14 protein-coding genes are annotated in these 15,973 nt (G+C 71.8%); 3 read left to right on the forward strand and 11 right to left on the reverse strand.

What is annotated here, in order from left to right:
* Nucleotide 1 precedes the first annotated feature (1 nt).
* A complete protein-coding gene (locus tag ACFWFI_RS03070) occupies nt 2-1,159 on the reverse strand; it encodes a glycosyltransferase (protein WP_387384762.1) in 1,158 nt (385 codons plus the stop codon).
* 134 nt (nt 1,160-1,293) lie between these two features.
* On the opposite strand from ACFWFI_RS03070, the gene ACFWFI_RS03075 reads away from it, so the two are divergent.
* Entirely contained in the window at nt 1,294-2,808 is a 1,515-nt protein-coding gene (locus ACFWFI_RS03075; protein WP_387384764.1) for a hypothetical protein, read from the forward strand.
* Here the strand turns inward: ACFWFI_RS03075 and ACFWFI_RS03080 are convergent.
* From ACFWFI_RS03080 to ACFWFI_RS03090, 3 genes are read right to left on the reverse strand one after another with little or no spacing between them, the layout of a single operon-like run.
* On the reverse strand, nt 2,777-4,018 hold the full coding sequence (locus tag ACFWFI_RS03080) for an MATE family efflux transporter (protein ID WP_387384766.1): 1,242 nt from the start codon (nt 4,016-4,018) through the stop codon (nt 2,777-2,779). The genes ACFWFI_RS03075 and ACFWFI_RS03080 overlap by 32 nt on opposite strands.
* Entirely contained in the window at nt 4,015-5,703 is a 1,689-nt protein-coding gene (locus ACFWFI_RS03085; RefSeq protein ID WP_387384768.1) for a lipopolysaccharide biosynthesis protein, read from the reverse strand. Before ACFWFI_RS03085 ends, ACFWFI_RS03080 begins: the two co-directional genes overlap by 4 nt.
* On the reverse strand, nt 5,700-6,944 hold the full coding sequence (locus ACFWFI_RS03090; RefSeq protein ID WP_387384769.1) for a glycosyltransferase: 1,245 nt from the start codon (nt 6,942-6,944) through the stop codon (nt 5,700-5,702). Before ACFWFI_RS03090 ends, ACFWFI_RS03085 begins: the two co-directional genes overlap by 4 nt.
* A 166-nt stretch (nt 6,945-7,110) precedes the next feature.
* Here ACFWFI_RS03090 and ACFWFI_RS03095 point away from each other — a divergent pair, with 166 nt between their 5' ends.
* Entirely contained in the window at nt 7,111-7,560 is a 450-nt protein-coding gene (locus ACFWFI_RS03095) for an adenylyltransferase/cytidyltransferase family protein (protein WP_387384771.1), read from the forward strand.
* Here ACFWFI_RS03095 and ACFWFI_RS03100 read toward each other — a convergent pair.
* A complete protein-coding gene (locus ACFWFI_RS03100) occupies nt 7,529-8,260 on the reverse strand; it encodes a CDP-alcohol phosphatidyltransferase family protein (RefSeq protein WP_387384773.1) in 732 nt (243 codons plus the stop codon). The genes ACFWFI_RS03095 and ACFWFI_RS03100 overlap by 32 nt on opposite strands.
* Before the next feature lie 64 nt (nt 8,261-8,324).
* Between ACFWFI_RS03100 and ACFWFI_RS03105 the strand changes: the two genes are divergently transcribed.
* Nucleotides 8,325-9,053 (forward strand): tyrosine-protein phosphatase, encoded by a 729-nt coding sequence (locus tag ACFWFI_RS03105; protein ID WP_387384849.1) that lies wholly within the window; start codon nt 8,325-8,327, stop codon nt 9,051-9,053.
* Nucleotides 9,054-9,059: 6 nt separating this feature from the next.
* Here ACFWFI_RS03105 and mnhG read toward each other — a convergent pair whose 3' ends face one another.
* The 6 genes from mnhG to ACFWFI_RS03135 are packed head-to-tail and all read right to left on the reverse strand — an operon-like array spanning nt 9,060 to nt 15,546.
* Nucleotides 9,060-9,461: a monovalent cation/H(+) antiporter subunit G gene (mnhG, locus tag ACFWFI_RS03110; RefSeq protein WP_387384775.1), complete on the reverse strand. Its 402-nt coding sequence runs from the start codon at nt 9,459-9,461 to the stop codon at nt 9,060-9,062.
* Nucleotides 9,458-9,781, reverse strand: coding sequence for a monovalent cation/H+ antiporter complex subunit F (locus tag ACFWFI_RS03115; RefSeq protein WP_387384778.1), 324 nt, complete (start codon nt 9,779-9,781; stop codon nt 9,458-9,460). The genes mnhG and ACFWFI_RS03115 overlap by 4 nt, the downstream gene beginning before the upstream one ends.
* A complete protein-coding gene (locus ACFWFI_RS03120) occupies nt 9,778-10,410 on the reverse strand; it encodes a Na+/H+ antiporter subunit E (RefSeq protein ID WP_387384780.1) in 633 nt (210 codons plus the stop codon). Before ACFWFI_RS03120 ends, ACFWFI_RS03115 begins: the two co-directional genes overlap by 4 nt.
* Entirely contained in the window at nt 10,407-12,056 is a 1,650-nt protein-coding gene (locus tag ACFWFI_RS03125; protein WP_387384782.1) for a Na+/H+ antiporter subunit D, read from the reverse strand. Before ACFWFI_RS03125 ends, ACFWFI_RS03120 begins: the two co-directional genes overlap by 4 nt.
* Nucleotides 12,053-12,646: a Na(+)/H(+) antiporter subunit C gene (locus ACFWFI_RS03130; protein WP_387384784.1), complete on the reverse strand. Its 594-nt coding sequence runs from the start codon at nt 12,644-12,646 to the stop codon at nt 12,053-12,055. Before ACFWFI_RS03130 ends, ACFWFI_RS03125 begins: the two co-directional genes overlap by 4 nt.
* On the reverse strand, nt 12,643-15,546 hold the full coding sequence (locus ACFWFI_RS03135; protein WP_387384786.1) for a Na+/H+ antiporter subunit A: 2,904 nt from the start codon (nt 15,544-15,546) through the stop codon (nt 12,643-12,645). The genes ACFWFI_RS03130 and ACFWFI_RS03135 overlap by 4 nt, the downstream gene beginning before the upstream one ends.
* Nucleotides 15,547-15,973: the final 427 nt, after the last annotated feature.

Genomic DNA, 15,973 nt, shown 5'->3' on the forward strand with positions numbered 1-15,973 from the left:
ATCACGCCCTCCGGCGGACGACGTCCTCGTAGGTCTGCCGGAGGGTCCGTGTGACGACCTCGATGGTGAAGTGCTCGTTGACCAGATTCCATGCGGCCTTCCCCGCACGGTCGTTGGCCTCGGGCTCCAGCAGCTCCAGGATCGCGTCGGCGACCTTGCGGGCGTTCTCCGCGTCCTCACCGACCCGGCTGTCGATCACCCGCCCCGCCCCCGCGTCCGCCACGTCCGGGCCGAGTCCGCAGGTCCGGGTGATGACGGCGGGCGTGCCGACGGACATGGCTTCCAGGACCGAGACGCCGAGAGGCTCCTCGATCGACGGCAGCACGTACACATCGGCCCGCCGCCCGGCGTCGAGCACCTCTTCGTGGCCGAGGGGTCCTACATGGTCCAGCGAATCCATGACACCGAGCCTGCGGGCGAGCACGAGCGTACCGGGGAGCGCGCCGGTGTCCGGTCCCGCGAGGACGAAACGGGCGTCCGGGTAGCGGGCCAGGACAGCGGGCATGGCGGCGACGAAGTCCTCCGGGCGTTTGCGCTCCTGGACGCGGGCCAGGAACAGCACGGTCGGCGGCCGGCCCTCGTCCCGGGCGGGCTTGCGCTCCTGCGGCCGTACGCCGTTGACGAGCCTGACGGTGTTGGTGAGGGCGACCGGCGCGGCGACCGCGTTCACGTCGAGGCGCTCGGCCTCGGTGAGGTGGAGCACGGCGTCGGCGCGGCGCAGGACCGTGCGGACGCCCAGCAGGTCGGTGAGCTGGGCGACCCGCTTCTCGGTCGGGTCGACCATGCCGTGCGTCTGGACGACGAGAGGGGTGCGCGTGGCGAGCGCGAGCAGCGCGGCGGGCAGGGTCACCAGGTCGCGCATGAGGTGGACGTGGACGACGTCGGCGCCGCGCATCATGCGGCGCGCGGTGCGCAGCAGGGCGCCGGAGGTGATGCCGCTGACCTCGAACATCGGGAGCAGGTGGCGGGCCTGGAAGAGGTGGACGGGCACTCCTTCCACCTCGCCCGGCAGCGCACCCCCGAAGCCGTCGCCCAGCGCCATGATGCGGGCGTCGTCGCCGTCCGCCCGCTGGACCTTGGACAGGTTGAGCGCGACCCGGGTCGGGCCGCCGAACGCGTGGTCCGGAGTGTGCAGCGTGACGATGTGCAGGATCTTCACCAGGGTTCCCCTCAACCTCGGCCGACTGTTCACAGACTAGCCATCACATCACCTCAAGTGGGGCCCGTTCGTTAGAGTGTTCGTGGGCCACGAGGCCGGCGAACGGGGCCTTCGGGGCCGGTGATCGGGGGGTCATGACGTCCGTGCACGAGTCGGTGGGGGCCGTTGCCGTCCGGGAGAGCGCTCCGCGCCCTCCGGCCGAGCCCCCGGCGAGGCCTCTGACGTGGGCGATGCTCTCGCGGGCGCTGTCCGTGCCGCTCATCCTGGGCCTGGTCTGCTTCCTGCCCGCGGTGATCGCCGCCCAGCCCGGTTCGGGGGTCCGGGACACCGCCTACTGGCTCCAGCTCGTCCTGACGTGTTATTCGGGCGCCCGGCTCGCCACCATGATCCTGTCCACCCGGCGGCGGCTGCTCCAGGGCGTCTTCTGGATGTTCGTGTACATCGCCATGGGTGTCGCGCCGTTCGCCCAGGTGGTGATCGGGCAGACCCCGACGCCGATGGTGGGACCGCGCTCGGACCTGGTGACGGCGATCGCGATGATCCTGGTGGGGTGTGCGGCCTTCGACCTGGGGGCGCTGCTGGCCTCGCGCCGCCCCCTGCGGCGGCGTGCGTCCTCACGCGCCACGGGCGGACCGGCCGTGGCGCACCCGGTCAGGCTGCGGCTGCTGGTGCTGCTCGCGCTGCTGGCGAGCGGGTACTACGTACTCAAGCTCGGCGGGCCGGCCGTCTTCTTCTCCAGCCGCCAGGAGATCAGTGACACGGTGGCGCAGAGCGGGGTGACCTCGGCGGAGTCGAATGTCGGCTCCGCGTTCCTGAAGGGCTTCGGAACCGTCCCCGCGCTGCTGGCGTTCCTCTTCTACACCCGACGTCTGGTGACCTCGCGCCGGGCGCGGCGCTCCCCCTCGACGGTGCTGGTGTGGGTGGCGCTCGCCGCGGCCAATCTGGTCGTGAACAACCCGGTCTCCAACGCTCGTTACTGGTTCCTGACGGTGCTGGTGTCCCTGCTGTTCACGGCGTTCCCGAGCAGCGCGGCGATGTACCGCTCGGTGCTGGCCATGGGCGTGGTCGGCGCGCTGGTGCTGTTCCCGTACGCCGACCGCTTCCGTTACGACGACGAGGGGTACCGGCCCGTGCAGTCGGCCTCCGTCTTCGAGCCGCTGGCGACCAAGGACTACGACCAGACGGTGATGTTCGCCAACACCATCTCCTGGGTGGACACCCGGGGCCACACCTATGGCCGTCAACTCGCGGGCTCCGCGCTCTTCTTCGTCCCCAGGGCGGTGTGGAGCGGGAAGCCGGAGGACACCGGGGTCCGGGTAGGCGAGTGGATGGGGATGAACATGACCAACCTGTCGGCTCCGCTGTGGACCGAGTTCTGGGTCGACTTCGGCGCGTCCGGCATGATCGGCGGCCTGGCGCTGATCGGCTACGCGGCGGCCCGTACCGACCGCAGGTACGCGCTGGCCGTCACCCGGGCCGGTCCCGGCCCGGGCAGTGTGCTGGCGATCGCGGCGCCGCTCATCGCCGGGTACACCTTCATTCTGTTGCGCGGCCCACTGCTCCAGGCGGCGGGGAAGCTGGCGATCGGCGCCCTGTGTCTGGTGCTGATCACCACGTTCAGGGAGCAGAGGGCAGCACGTCGGCGCTGACGGTCTCCCCCGCCGGGGTCCGGCGGCGCAGCCGGGCGACCCGGGTCCAGGTGGCGGCGGCCTTGCAGAGCGATCCCAGGCACAGCCCCCAGGCGGCCCCGGGGACACCCCCGAGGGCGTAGCCCCCGGCCATGAGGGCCACCGCGGTGAGCGAGAAGACGACCTGGATGCTCAGCGTCGTACGCGGGTCGAGCATGCGCAGGGCGAGCAGTCCGCAGGTTCCCACGGCCATCGCCGCGTACTGACTGCCGGTCGCCGGGAGCAGGGCGGCGGCCGTCGGCCAGGTGTCACCGAGGAGGCCGCGCCCCGCCCGCTCGGGCAGCAGGGCGAGCGCGGTCGCCCAGAGAGCGGCGGTGGCGGCGAGGGTGGCGGCGAGTCCCGCCGTGGCCCGCACCCGGCGCCGCTCGTCGCCGATGCGGCCGAGCAGCGGCGGGCCGAAGGAGGTGGCGGAGGTGAACAGCACGTTGAGCGGCCCGAACAGGGTGGTGGCTCCGCGCAGAGCGCCGACCAGGAGCGGGTTGCCGACGGCCCCGAGAGCGAGGACCGAGAGCTGGCTGGTCGCGTTGCCGACACCGAATTCGACGACGAACCGCTGCCCGAGGTGGCCGCGCCTCAGCATCGGGCGCAGCAGGAGCGGGGCCCCGGCCGTCGAGCGGTGCAGCAGCACGGCGGACAGCAGGAGGGCAGGCAGGGCGGAGAGCCCCCAGACCGCGATCAGCCGCGCGGGGGTGGCCCCGTGCTCCTGGGCGGCCAGGGCACCGAGAACACAGAGCAGTCTCAACAGATCCGCGCTCAGGGCGAGATGGGGCCGCTGGAGGGTGGAGAAGGCGTAGCGCAGGGCGTCCTGTCCCAGCACGATGGGCAGGACGAGGCCCAGCGTCATCAGGGCGCGGGCGGTGTCCCCCGGGACGAGCAGGCAGACGGCGGCGAGCAGAGCGCCGAGGGCGGCCGAGGCCCCGACGGTGAACACGACGGCCGAGCGGCAGGCTCCCCGGACGTCCTCGCCCGCGCCGCGCCGGAGGACCAGGGGCTGCCCGGTGTACGCACCGGAGACGCCCAGCAGCACCGTGAAGACGAGGTAGACGGCGGAGAAGCGGGCGAAGTCGGCCACGGTGGAGAGCCGGGCGGCGGCCACGAGCACCAGGATGTTGGTGAGCGCCGCCACACCCTGGTCCGCGACCGAGCAGAGGATCGCGGTGCGGGCTCTCACCGGCGCGCCCCCGGCAGGGTGAAGGACCGCAGCCCCATGGTCTCGTCGGGATTGCCGGTGACCTCCGGCGCGTCCGCTTCGAGGGCCGGGGCGCCCGGCCCGCCGCTGTTGCGGCGCCGGGATGACTTGGGCCGGCGTTCCGCACGGCGCAGCCGCCCCCGGCCGGGGTGGAGCAGGGCGCCGAGCACCGAGCCGCCGGAGGCGCCGATGATCTCGCGGATGCGTTCCAGGTCGCTGCGGTGCACCTCGCGCGGGTCGCAGACGATCATGACGCCTTCGACCCGGTCGACGAGGGCGACCGCGTCTGCGTACGACAGCACAGGCGGGGCGAGGACGATGACCACGGCGCCGGGGCGGTCGGCCTCGGCGACGATCCGTCCGACGGACGCGGAGGTCAGGGCGCGCGGCACGTTGTCCGCGGTGGTGCCGGCCACCAGGGCGAACGCCCCGGACCCCGGCACGTCCACGTTGGAGCGGCCGCCCGCCGGCCAGCTGCGGTCCTTCTCGTCGGCGGCCCAGCTCGGCGGCCGGACCTCGTGGGCCGCCGGTCCCAGGTCGCGGGCCAGGGACGGGGTGCGCAGATCGGCTTCCACGAGCAGGACGTCGCGGCCCATCTCGGCGAAGGCGGCGGCCAGGTTGACCGCGGCGGCGGCAGCCGCCGCGTTGTCCCCGCGCGGGGCGGTGACCAGGAGCCGGCGCCGCTCCGCGAACGACGGGTCGTAGGCCAGCCGGAAGGCCACCGCACGGTACTCCTCGGCGAGCCGCGAACCGCTGCGCCCGATCGCGAGCAGGGTGCCCGCGGCGGCGCGTTCCCTGGGCAGCGTGCCGAGCAGCGGGGCTCCGAGGGAGCGGACGAGTTCGCGGGGGGAGCGCACGGCGGGGTCGAAGACGAGACGCACCCAGGACAGCAGCAGTCCGAGTGCGAGGCCGACGACCGCGCCGAGCCCGAGGAGCAGCGGCAGACCGGCGCCTGCGGGCTCGGTGGGGGCGACGGGCTTCTTGTTGAGGTAGCCGGGGGTGGTGTCGAGCGCCTTGAGCTCGGAGATCTTCCGGCTGAGCTCGGAGATGGAGACGATGATGTTGGCGCGGGCGCTGCTGACGTCGTCCGCGGCATCGACCCCGGTCCGCTCCTCCAGCAGGTCGCGCTTCTCCTCCAGCGGTTCGAGCTGCGCGCGGTAGCCGTTCGCCATGTTGTCGATGCTTTCCTGGGTGCGCGCCTTGCGGTGCGCCAGGTAGGCGTTGGCGAGGGCTTCGGCACGGGCCCGGGCCTGCTCGGGCGTGGCACCGGTGTAGGAGAAGCGGAGAGTGAGGGTGTTGGGCGGGTTGGTGACCTGGAGGCCGGCGAGCAGCTTACGGGCGGTGACGTCGTCGCCCTTCTTGAGCAGGGTTCCGGCGGCCAGGTCGCCCACGGTGTCGCTGACGGCGGTCTGCCGTTCGGAGCCGATGTTGATGCCCTTGTCGGCGGACGCTCCGGTGGCGAAGGGGTCGGCGGTCGCGGAGCGCACCTGCACCTCGCCGGTGGCCGTGTACGTGTCGTCGCCGCTCAGGGCGAGGAACCCCCCGCCGAGCAGGCCCACGACGACGCCTCCGGCGAGCAGCGCGCGGTAGCGCAGGAGCTGGCGGAACTGATCGCGCAGCAGCGCCGGTTCGTCCTGGTCGTCCAGGGGACGGATCTGGTGCGTCATCGGCGTGCTCCCCCTTGTGTGTCCCCGGTCCGCGGGCCCCCGGCTCGTGCGTCCCCGAGTGCCTCGGCGAGCAGGGCGTCGAAGCGGGCGAGGCCCGCCTCCCTGCTCAGGTGTTGTGCGACGTACTGCGGACCGTGCGCTCCCAGCGCCTGCGCCGCCACAGGGTCGGTGCCCAGCCGGCGTACGGCGTCGAGGAGAGCGGCAGGGTCCTCGGGGGCCACGAGGACTCCCGCGCCCGAGCGGCGCACCTCGTCGGCGGTACCGCCCTCGTCGGCCACGGAGGCGACGACGGGGCGTCCTGAGACGAAGTACGAGGTGAGCTTGGACGGCACGCTCATGTCGAGCACGGAGGCCCGCTGGGTCACCGCGAGCACGTCGGCGGCGGCGAGCACATCGGTGAAGTCGTCAGCGCCCGCGGGCGGGAGGAAGTCCAGGTTGGGCAGCCCCGCGGCCCGCTCGCGCAGCCCGTCGCGCTGGTTGCCGTCGCCCATCAGGACGACCCGGATGTCCGGGGCCAGCCGCGCCAGGCCGACCAGGACGTCGAGTCCCTGCTTGAGGCCCATGTTCCCGGAGTGCAGAAGTACAGGGGTGTCCTCGGCCCAGCCGAGCCGGGCGCGGGTGGCGGCACGGTCGGCCGACGGGGGCTGCACGTGCGTCCAGTTGGGGACCACCCGGATGCGTCCGGGGTCGACCCCGAGGGCGGTGACGCCTTCCACGAAGCTCTCGTGGATGACGCCGACGAGGGCCGCGTCGCGCAGCGCGTGACGCTCCGCCTTGGCGGCGACGGCCGCCGCTCTGCCTCCCCCGCGGATGCCGCTCTGTGCGGCGGCGGCGCCCATCAGGTCCTGGACGACGGGTATGTGGGGGACGCGGTGGCGGCGCGCCAGCCGGGCGGCGATCACGCCGCCCGCGAGGCTCGGCATCTGGGAGATCACCGCGTCGGGGCGGCCGGGCGGCGGAGCGAGGATCCCGTGGACGAGCACGGATGCCTCGAACGCGGCTCGGCGCAGTGCGGTCTGACGGGGCGGCACGTAGTGACGCCGCCGGTGCACGCGCACCCCCTCGCGGCTCTCCTCCCTCCGCCACGCCCCCCGGTACCGCTCGTCCACGCGCCAGGCGGGGTAGTGCGGCATGCCGGTCAGGACCTCGGTCCTGGCCCCGGACGCCGCCCAGTGCTCGGCGAGCTGCGTGGCGTACGGGCCTATGCCCGTCAGCTCGGGGGCGTAGTTGGTGGAAACCACGAGAAGGTGGCAGTTCTCGAACGGTCTCTGATGCTCAGCAGCGGACAACGGATGATCGCCTTCCCCCCGGAACAACCTCTCCTTTGAGCTTATCCGTTCACGGGATGCACAAGTGTTCTTCACAGTAAGGTCGTTGAACCAGTTCCACCGTGGGGGGAGAGAACGGATGGTGCAGCACAGAGTCGGTTACGCGCCGGGGGTGTACGACCTGTTCCACGTCGGCCACCTGAACATCCTGCGGCACGCCCGCAGCCAGTGCGACTACCTGGTGGCCGGAGTCGTCTCCGACGAGATGGCCGCGCTGGCCAAGGGCCACACACCGGTGATCCCGCTGCCCGAGCGGCTCGAGATCGTGCGCAGCGTGCGTTATGTGGACGCGGCGTTCGTCGAGACCGTTCCGGACAAGGTCGAGACCTGGCAGCAGGTCCGCTTCGACGTCATCTTCAAGGGCGACGACTGGCGGGGCACGGAGAAGGGCGAACGCCTGGAACGGGACTTCGCCGCTGTCGGGGTGGAGGTCGTCTACTTCCCGTACACGGTGCACACGTCCAGCACCCAGCTGCGCCGGGCACTGGACGTGCTCGTCAGCCGGCCCGGAGCGCTTTCAGCTCCCTGAACCACTTGACCAGGAACGCCACCAGGAACAAGGCGTGCACGGCCGCGAGCGCGGCGTACCCGGCCCGGAAGGCACCGGGTGCGCCGAGCAGCAGGAAGACCAGGCAGAAGACCCCGTAGTCCGCGGGAAGCAGTGCCACGGCCCTGACCCGGGACACCGGTGCCGCGGGGCCAGCGGCGGCCGGAGCGGCGCGCGCCGCCGCCTTGCCGAGCTGCTCCCGGAGCAGCCCCGCGCAGAAGGTGAGCACGGCGACGAACAGGAAGCCGAGCGGCAGCAGGAGCCAGCCCTCGCCGGGCAGCCCGTCGAAGCGGTGGAACGAGATCAGCACGGCACTGTGGACGAGGATCATCTTCGCGCAGTCCACGACATGGTCGAGCCACTCACCGTCCGGACCGCCCCGCCCGGTCAGCCGGGCGAGCTGTCCGTCGGCAGAGTCGAAGGCGAAGCCGACGGCCAGACCCGCGTAGACAGCCACCCCCAGCCACCAGGACGGCTCCACGAGTGCCACCGCCGCGATTGACGCGAACGTGAACAGCGCACTGATCATTGTGACTTGATTGGGTGTCAGCCCGACCCGACAGGCGCCGGCGGCGAGCAGGCGCCCGGCCGGCCGGTTCACGTACCGCGAGTAGAGCGAGACACCCTTGGACGACTTCTGTGCGCCGCGCAATTCGCGCAGCACCGTACCCGTGCTCGACATACGCCCCCCAGCGCCCGGTGGTTCCCCGCCGCATCATCGCAGAAATAGTGTGAGAGGCGTGGAGATACAGAAACGCATCACGTTCGACAGGCTGCACAACTTCCGTGATCTGGGCGGCAACCGGTCCGCGGACGGCCGCTCGGTCCGCCGCGGTCTGCTGTACCGCTCGGACTCGCTCGCCAAGCTCGAGGGGCGCGACTGGGATCGCTTCCTCGCCCTCGGTGTCCGGACCGTCATCGACCTGCGCTACCCGTGGGAGATCGCCGCCAGGGGCCGGGTTCCCGTCAGCGAGCAGTTCACCTACCTCAATCTGAGCATCGAGCACCGCCCTTACGACCAGGCCGTGATCGACCCGGGGCTCGATCCTTGGCGCTATCTCGCCGACCGCTATGCGGAGGTCGCCGAGGACGGGGCGGCGGAGCTGCGTCAGGCGCTGGAGACCGTCGCGGGGAGTACGGGACCCCTGGTCTTCCACTGTGCGTCCGGCAAGGACCGCACCGGCCTGCTGGCCGCTCTGGTCCTGTCCCTGCTCGGTGTCGACGAGGACGGCGTGGCAGAGGACTTCGCCCTCACCGAGGCGGCCACCGACCTGCTGATCGCCGACTGGGCGGCCACCCACGACGGCCGCACGCCGGCCTGGCCCGGATACGGCCGGGCGCCCGAGGAGGTCATCCGGCTGTTCCTCGCCGGTCTGACGGCCGAGCACGGTTCGGTGCACGGGTACGTCACCGGCCGGCTCGGGGTCGGCGACGCCACGGTCGACGCGCTGCGTGACCGGCTGCTCGACGGCTGACCGTTCTCAGTTCCGCCCGGGCCCCGTGCCCGGGTCCGGCCGCTCACCGGCTTCCTGCCCAGGCTCGGTGAGCTGCGCGTCCAGGTCGTCGAACAGCAGCTCACCGCGCTCAATCTGCCCCGTCCGGTACGCCGACCGCGCCACCAGGTGGGCCGCCACCGGGCCTGTCATCAGCTGGAAGAAGCCGATGAGCGCCAGCGTCGCCAGGTCCATGCCGCTGCGCAGCCTCAGCGCGACCCCGGCGAGCACCAGCAGCAGCCCGAGGGTCTGCGGCTTGGTCGCCGCGTGACTGCGCGACAGGACGTCGGGCAGCTTCAGCATGCCGACCACCCCGAGGAGGCAGATGGCCGCGCCGAGGAACACCAGCACCGCCCCGGCCGTGTCCGTGATCTGGAGCCACACGTTCACCTCTGCCCCTCCTTTCCAGCGGCCTTCCGCCGCGACAGCGGCTTGTCCCGTACGGCGATGAAGCGGGCGATGCCCACCGATCCGGTGAAGCCGAGGAACGCGAGCACCAGCATGATCGGAAAGTAGAACGAGTCGCGTGCGAAGGCGGACTTGGCACCCAGACCCGCGATGATCACGGCGGCGGCCACGTCGAGGGCGATGGCCCGGTCCAGCATGGAGGGCCCTCGGCTGATCCGGAAGAGCAGCAGGGCGCCCGCCACGACGACGAACACGACGGCGGCGGTCATCAGCACACGGTCGACGGTCTCGGGACCACTCATGTCCCCTCCTCCGGGCTGTCGGACCCGGCGACCGGTGGTGGCGGCTCGGCGACCCGGCGGATCTCGTCAGAGGTGCCGAACGCCCGGACCGTCAGGCGCTCCAGCTTCCAGACGGAGTGCCTGGCCGCCTCCAGCTCCGCCGGTCTGTCGGCGTCCAGGACGTGCAGGAAGAGCGTGGCCGTGGCCCTGCGCACCTCCACGACGGAGCCGCCCGGCACGTTCGACACCGTGACGGCGGTCGCGGCGAGCATCAGGTCGCTGCGGCAGCGCAGGGGTACGCCGATGACGGCGGGCCGGTGCGGACGGTCGGCGAAGATCTGCCGGGTGACCTTCACCCCCGAGGTGTACATGTCGTAGAGCAGATAGCCGGCGAGCCGGAGGATGCCCCAGGGGTGCAGTCTCAGCCCCAGGTCGACCTGCGGCAGCGGGAACGCCAGGCAGACGGTCACCGCGACGACCACGCCGGTGACGACGTTGGCCCAGGTCAGGGTGGACCACAGCAGGACCCAGATCAGGGTGAGCCAGGCGATCAGCGGGAGGTCGAGCACACGGCGTCTGCGGCCGGCGAACTCGACGCTGTAGGGGGGCAGATCGGGGTTGCGGTACGACAGGGTGATCAGGCGCCTCACCGGCCGAGCACCTCCTCCACATAGGGTCGGCGGGCGATGAGTTCGGCTGCCGAGCGGTCGGTGAAGGCCGTCAGCGGACCGGCCAGGACGGTGAAGGCGAGACCGAGCACGACGGCGCCCGCGGTGGCGGCGGTCATGGCCCGGGGCGGGTGGATCGTGGTGGTGACGGCCCGTCCCTGGAGGGTGGCGGCCACGGTCTGGCCTGCCGGGGCCGGGCCCACCCCTTCGTCGCCGGTGCCGGGGATGCGGTCGGGCCCGGCGTCGGGGTCGTCGTCGTCGCTGTCGTCGGCGGTCTCCAGGACGGTGCCGTAGGCGGCCTGGCCCGGTGGCTCGGTACGCCAGAACGCCAGATTCCAGATCTTGGCCATCACGTACAGGGTGAGCAGGCTCGTCACGGTCGCGCCCACGACGAGGATCCAGGCCCAGACACTGCCGTCCGAGACCCCGGCCCGCATGAGTCCGAGTTTCCCGATGAAGCCGGAGAGCGGCGGGATCCCGGCGAAGTTCATGGCGGGGACGAAGAAGAGGACCGCGAGCAGCGGAGCCGATCTGGCCAGTCCGCCGAGCCGGGTGAGCTCGTTGGTGCCGCCGCGGCGTTCGATGAGGCCCGCGACCAGGAAGAGGGAGGTCTGGACGGTGATGTGGTGGGCGACGTAGAAGATCGCGCCCCCGTACGCGTCACGGGTGGCGAGGCCGATTCCGAAGACCATGTAGCCGATGTGGCTGATGAGGGTGAAGGAGAACAGCCGCTTCAGGTCGGTCTGGGCTACCGCACCGAGGATGCCCACGATCATCGAGACGAGGGCGACGACCATGAGCAGATCCCCGAGCCGGTTCCCGGGGAAGAGCAGGGTCTCGGTCCGCAGCATGCAGTAGATGCCGACCTTCGTCAGCAGGCCCGCGAAGACGGCGGTGACGGGTGCGGGCGCGGTCGGGTAGGAGTCGGGAAGCCAGGCGGCGACGGGGAAGACCGCGGCCTTGATGGCGAAGACGGTGAGCAGCATGGCCTGGACCAGCGTCTGCACACCGAGGGGGAGATCGGGCAGCCGGATCGCCAGCTGGGCGAAATTGGCCGTGCCGGTGGCGGCATAGGTCATGGCGATCGCCGTCAGGAACAGCATCGAGGAGAACAGCGAGATGATCACGTACGTGGAGCCGGCCCGGATCCGGGGGCCGGTCCCGCCGAGTGTGAGCAGGACGAAGCTGGCGACCAGCATGATCTCGAAGCCGACGTAGAGGTTGACGAGGTCGCCCGCGATGAAGGTGAGGGAGACCCCGGCGACCAGGATGAGATAGGCGGGGTGGAAGACGGCGACGGGCGTTTCCTTGTCCCGGTCCGCCATGCCCTGGCCGAGCGAGTAGACCAGGACGGCGAGGGTGACCGCCGAGGAGACCGTCAGCATCAGCCCGGACAGCCGGTCGGCCACCAGCGTGATACCGAGCGGCGGGGCGAAGTCTCCGAGATGGACGGAGAGGGGGCCTTGCCGGTCCGCGGCGATCATCAGCGTCACCGAGAGTCCGAGGACGGCGGTGAGGACGGCGACGCTGATGAAGCGCTGGAAGCGTGCGAGCCGGGTACCGAAGGCGAGGCTCAGCCCGGTGGCGCAGAGCGGCAGCAGGACCGGCAGCGGAACGAGCGCGTTCATCCGGCGGCTCCTCGGTCGTCGTCCTTGTCGTTCATGTAGTCCTCCGGGTCGGCGCCCAGCACGTCGTGCCACAGGTCGCCGCTCGCGTCCCGGCCCCGGGCCTGCAGGGCGCGGTCGGCACGCAGCCTGGCGCGCAGCCGGTGGTGTTCCTGGCGATAGCGTGCGCGGTCCTTCCGCGTCCGTCCGGGCTCCGCCCGGTACTCCTCACGGAGTTCGGCCCGCTCCCCCAGCACCTCGGCGCGCAGGAAGATGCGCCGGTCCTCCAGGTCGTCGTGGACCTCGTCCGTGCCGGTCAGCTGGTAGCTGCGGTAGGCCATGGCGAGCAGGAAGGCCGTGGTGGCGAGCGTGATGACGATGGCGGTGAGTGCGATGGCCTGGGGCAGCGGGTCGGTGACCCGGCGCAGCGGCACGCCGTAGAGCAGGGGCGCCGCGCCTGCCGAGCCGGTCGACGAGAGGACCAGCAGGTTGATGCCGTTGCCCGCGATCACCGCGCCCAGCAGGATGCGGGTGAGCGGCCGGGTGAGCATGAGGATGCCGCCGACCGCGCAGAGGACGACGGCCGTGGCGAGGAGCGAGACGCTCATGGTCATCGGTTCGGCTCCCCCGTCCCGGTGCCCGTCGCGGGGGCGAGCGCGCCCGCCGCCCGCTCGATCTGCCGGTCGACCTTGGCGCCCAGTGCCCGCACGATGTCGAGGACCACGCCGAGAACCAGCAGGTAGACGCCGAAGTCGAAGAGGACCGATGTGCTCAGGTGGTATTCACCGAACAGGGGCAGGTGCCCGTGGTGGGTCCAGGCGTGCAGGACGGTCCCTTCCGCGAGGCCGCCCAGGGCGACCCCGGTGGAAACGAACAGCCCGAGTCCGGTGAAGAGGCCCGGCTGCAGAGGAGCGGCCTCCGCGAGCTCGAATCTGCCGCCCGCCAGGTAGCGGGTGATGAGAGCGAGTCCCGCCACGAGTCCGGCGACGAAGCCGCCGCCCGGCATGTTCTCCGCACAGAACAGCAGGTACACGGAGAGCACCAGGATGGGATGGAAGAGCAGTCGGCCCACCACCTCGAAGACGACGGACCGGTGCTCGGGCGCGAGGGTGGATCCGGCTGCCAGCCAGCTGCGTTCGGGCGCGGTGTCGTCGCCCTGCGGAAGACCGGTGAGCCGTCGGCCCGACATGGCCCAGGCGGTCTCCCCCTGGAGCTCCTCCCTGTTCACGGACGTCTCGCCGCGGCGGTGCAGGTAGATGAGGCTGGTCACCCCGATCGCCGCAGCCGCGAGGACGGCGGACTCCCCCATCGTGTCCCAGGCCCGCAGATCGACCAGGATGGTGGCCACCACATCCTTGAGACCGTGATGGGCGACCTCCTCGACCATCGCCGAGCCCGCGGGCTCGGCGATGCGCGCGGCGCCCGCCGCCCAGACGGCCACGCCGACCGTCGCCGCGGCCCCCAGCGCCACCGGGATGCGCAACGCCCGCCGCCAGGTGCCGATCGACTCCTCGAAGCGCACCGGCATCCGGCGCAGGACCAGCACGAACACGATCATCGACACGGTCTCGACGCAGAACTGGGTGAGCGCCAGGTCGGGCGCGCCCTGCACGACGAAGAGCAGGGCAGCCCCGTACCCGGTCAGTCCCGCCAGGACGACGGCCTTCATCCGGCGGCTGACGGTCAGACAGGAGAGAGCGGCAGCACAGGTCAGCACGGCCACCGCGCCCTGGAGCGGGACGTCCCACAGCCGGGGGGCGACCGCCCCTTCCCAGGGACGGTCCGTGGCCAGGACCGCCAGCTGGCCTGCCAGCATCACCAGCATGGTGATGGCCAGGTAGCCGGAGAGGGAGCCGCGCTGGACGAAGCCGGTGATCTGGAGGGCGACACGCTCCAGGCCGAGCAGGAGGTGCCCGAAGACACTGTCCGCGGTCGGCCAGGCGACGCGCCGGGAGATCCTGGTGACCGTCCCGCGTGCCGCGAAGAGCACGGCACCGCCCGCCCACGTCAGGGCGGACAGCAGCAGGACCACGCCGAAGCCGTGCCAGAGCGCGAGGTGGTAGGGGTGTGCGGGGGCGGGGAAGGCGTCGGCGTACGCGGCGAACAGCCGGTCCGTCCACCCGACGCCGGGACCGAGCACCAGCCCGGCGACGGCGAGCACCGCGGGCGGGGCCAGGAGGGCGGCGCCGACGCGGTGTGCGGGGGTGTCGGCGACACCCCGCTTACGGGCGAACGCTCCCCATACGAAGCGCAGGGTGTACGCGACGGTCAGCACCGAGCCGAGGACGACGACGGCCAGTACCCAGCGGTCGGCGGTGTCGCCGTGCAGCAGCGCGTCGAGGGCCGCCTCCTTGGCGGCGAATCCGAGGAACGGCGGCAGGGCGGCCATGGAGGCGGCCGCGAGCACCGCGACCGCGCAGACGTAGGGCATGGTGCGGCCGAGCCCGGAGAGCACGCGCAGATCACGGGTGCCGGCCGCGTGGTCCACGATGCCGGTGACGAGGAACAGCGCGGCCTTGAACAAGGCGTGCGCCAGGATCATCGCGACCGCGGCGAGCGCGGCGTTCCGGTTCCCCGCCCCGGCGAGCACGGTGAGGAAGCCGAGCTGGCTGACGGTGCCGTAGGCGAGGACGAGCTTCAGGTCGTTCAGGCGCAGGGCGCGCCAGCCCCCGAGGAGCATGGTCGCTCCCCCCAGCACCAGGACGACCGGCCGCCAGACCGGGACGTCGGCGAAGGCGGGAGCGAGCCGTGCCACGAGGTAGACACCGGCCTTGACCATGGCCGCGGCGTGCAGGTAGGCGCTGACGGGGGTGGGCGCGGCCATGGCGTTCGGCAGCCAGAGGCTGAACGGCCAGATCGCCGACTTGGACAGGGCCCCGCACAGCACCAGGACGACGGCCACGGACACGGCGAGGGTCGGCTCCGGCGGATCGGCCACGATCGCGGAGATCCGGTAGGTGCCCGAGGCCTCTCCGAGGATCAGGAAGCCGATCAGCATGGCGAGGCCGCCCAGTGTGGTGACCGTCAGGGCCTGGAGGGCTGAGCGGCGGTTCTGCTTGCGTTCGCTGGTGTGCCCGATCAGCAGATAGGAGAAGACGGTGGTCAGTTCCCAGAACACGTACAGCGAGATCAGGTCGTCCGCGAGGACGAGTGCGAGCATGGCACCCGCGAAAGCCAGCAGATTCCCGGCGAAGGACGCCAGTTGGGGTGAGTCGTCGGTGAAGTAGGACACGCAGTACAGCAGGACGAGCATGCCCACCCCGGCCGCGAGCAGCACCATCAGCTCGGCGAGCGCGTCCAGGCGCAGAGCGACCGACACGTCGTACGTGCCGATCCACTCCCACGACCAGGTGACCGCCCGGCCGGCCGCCGTGCCGCTCCATTCGGTGAACGCCCACACCGTGGTGGCCGCAGGGGGCAGCGCGAGCACGACGAAGGCGTATCGGCCGAGTCGGCGCACCAGCGGCACCGCGCACGCAGCCAGTGCGAAATGGCAGAGGATGAGTACGGTCACGACGGGTGTTCCGGAACAAAGGGCACCGAATACAGATATATCCCCCGACCCGGTTCACCCGTCCGGCGCGCCGCGCGGCGGCCGGCCCGCTGGTTCCGGTCCGCGTCGGTGGCGGCCGCCTCTCGTCCCACTGTGATCACAGAACGACGTCTGCCCTGTTCGCCCGTGGCCACACGGCATGACGTGGGCCCCTTCCGGCGCCGCGGCCCCGGACCCTCGCGCCGCCCGGAACACCCGGTCGGCGTTCAGGGACATATGGAGGGGTTCGTCGGGCATCTCGTCCGCCAGCCCGCGGACGCCTTCGGTGACGCGCAGGTGGCAGCGCGCGTCGTCGCACATGGTGATGCCGTCACCGTCGGGCGACCTGTTCACCGTGTGTGGATCCGGCCCACCGGTCACCGCCGTCGCCTCCCTGTACGCGGCAGAA

The organism is Streptomyces sp. NPDC060209 (assembly GCF_042728155.1).
GTDB lineage: Bacteria > Actinomycetota > Actinomycetes > Streptomycetales > Streptomycetaceae > Streptomyces.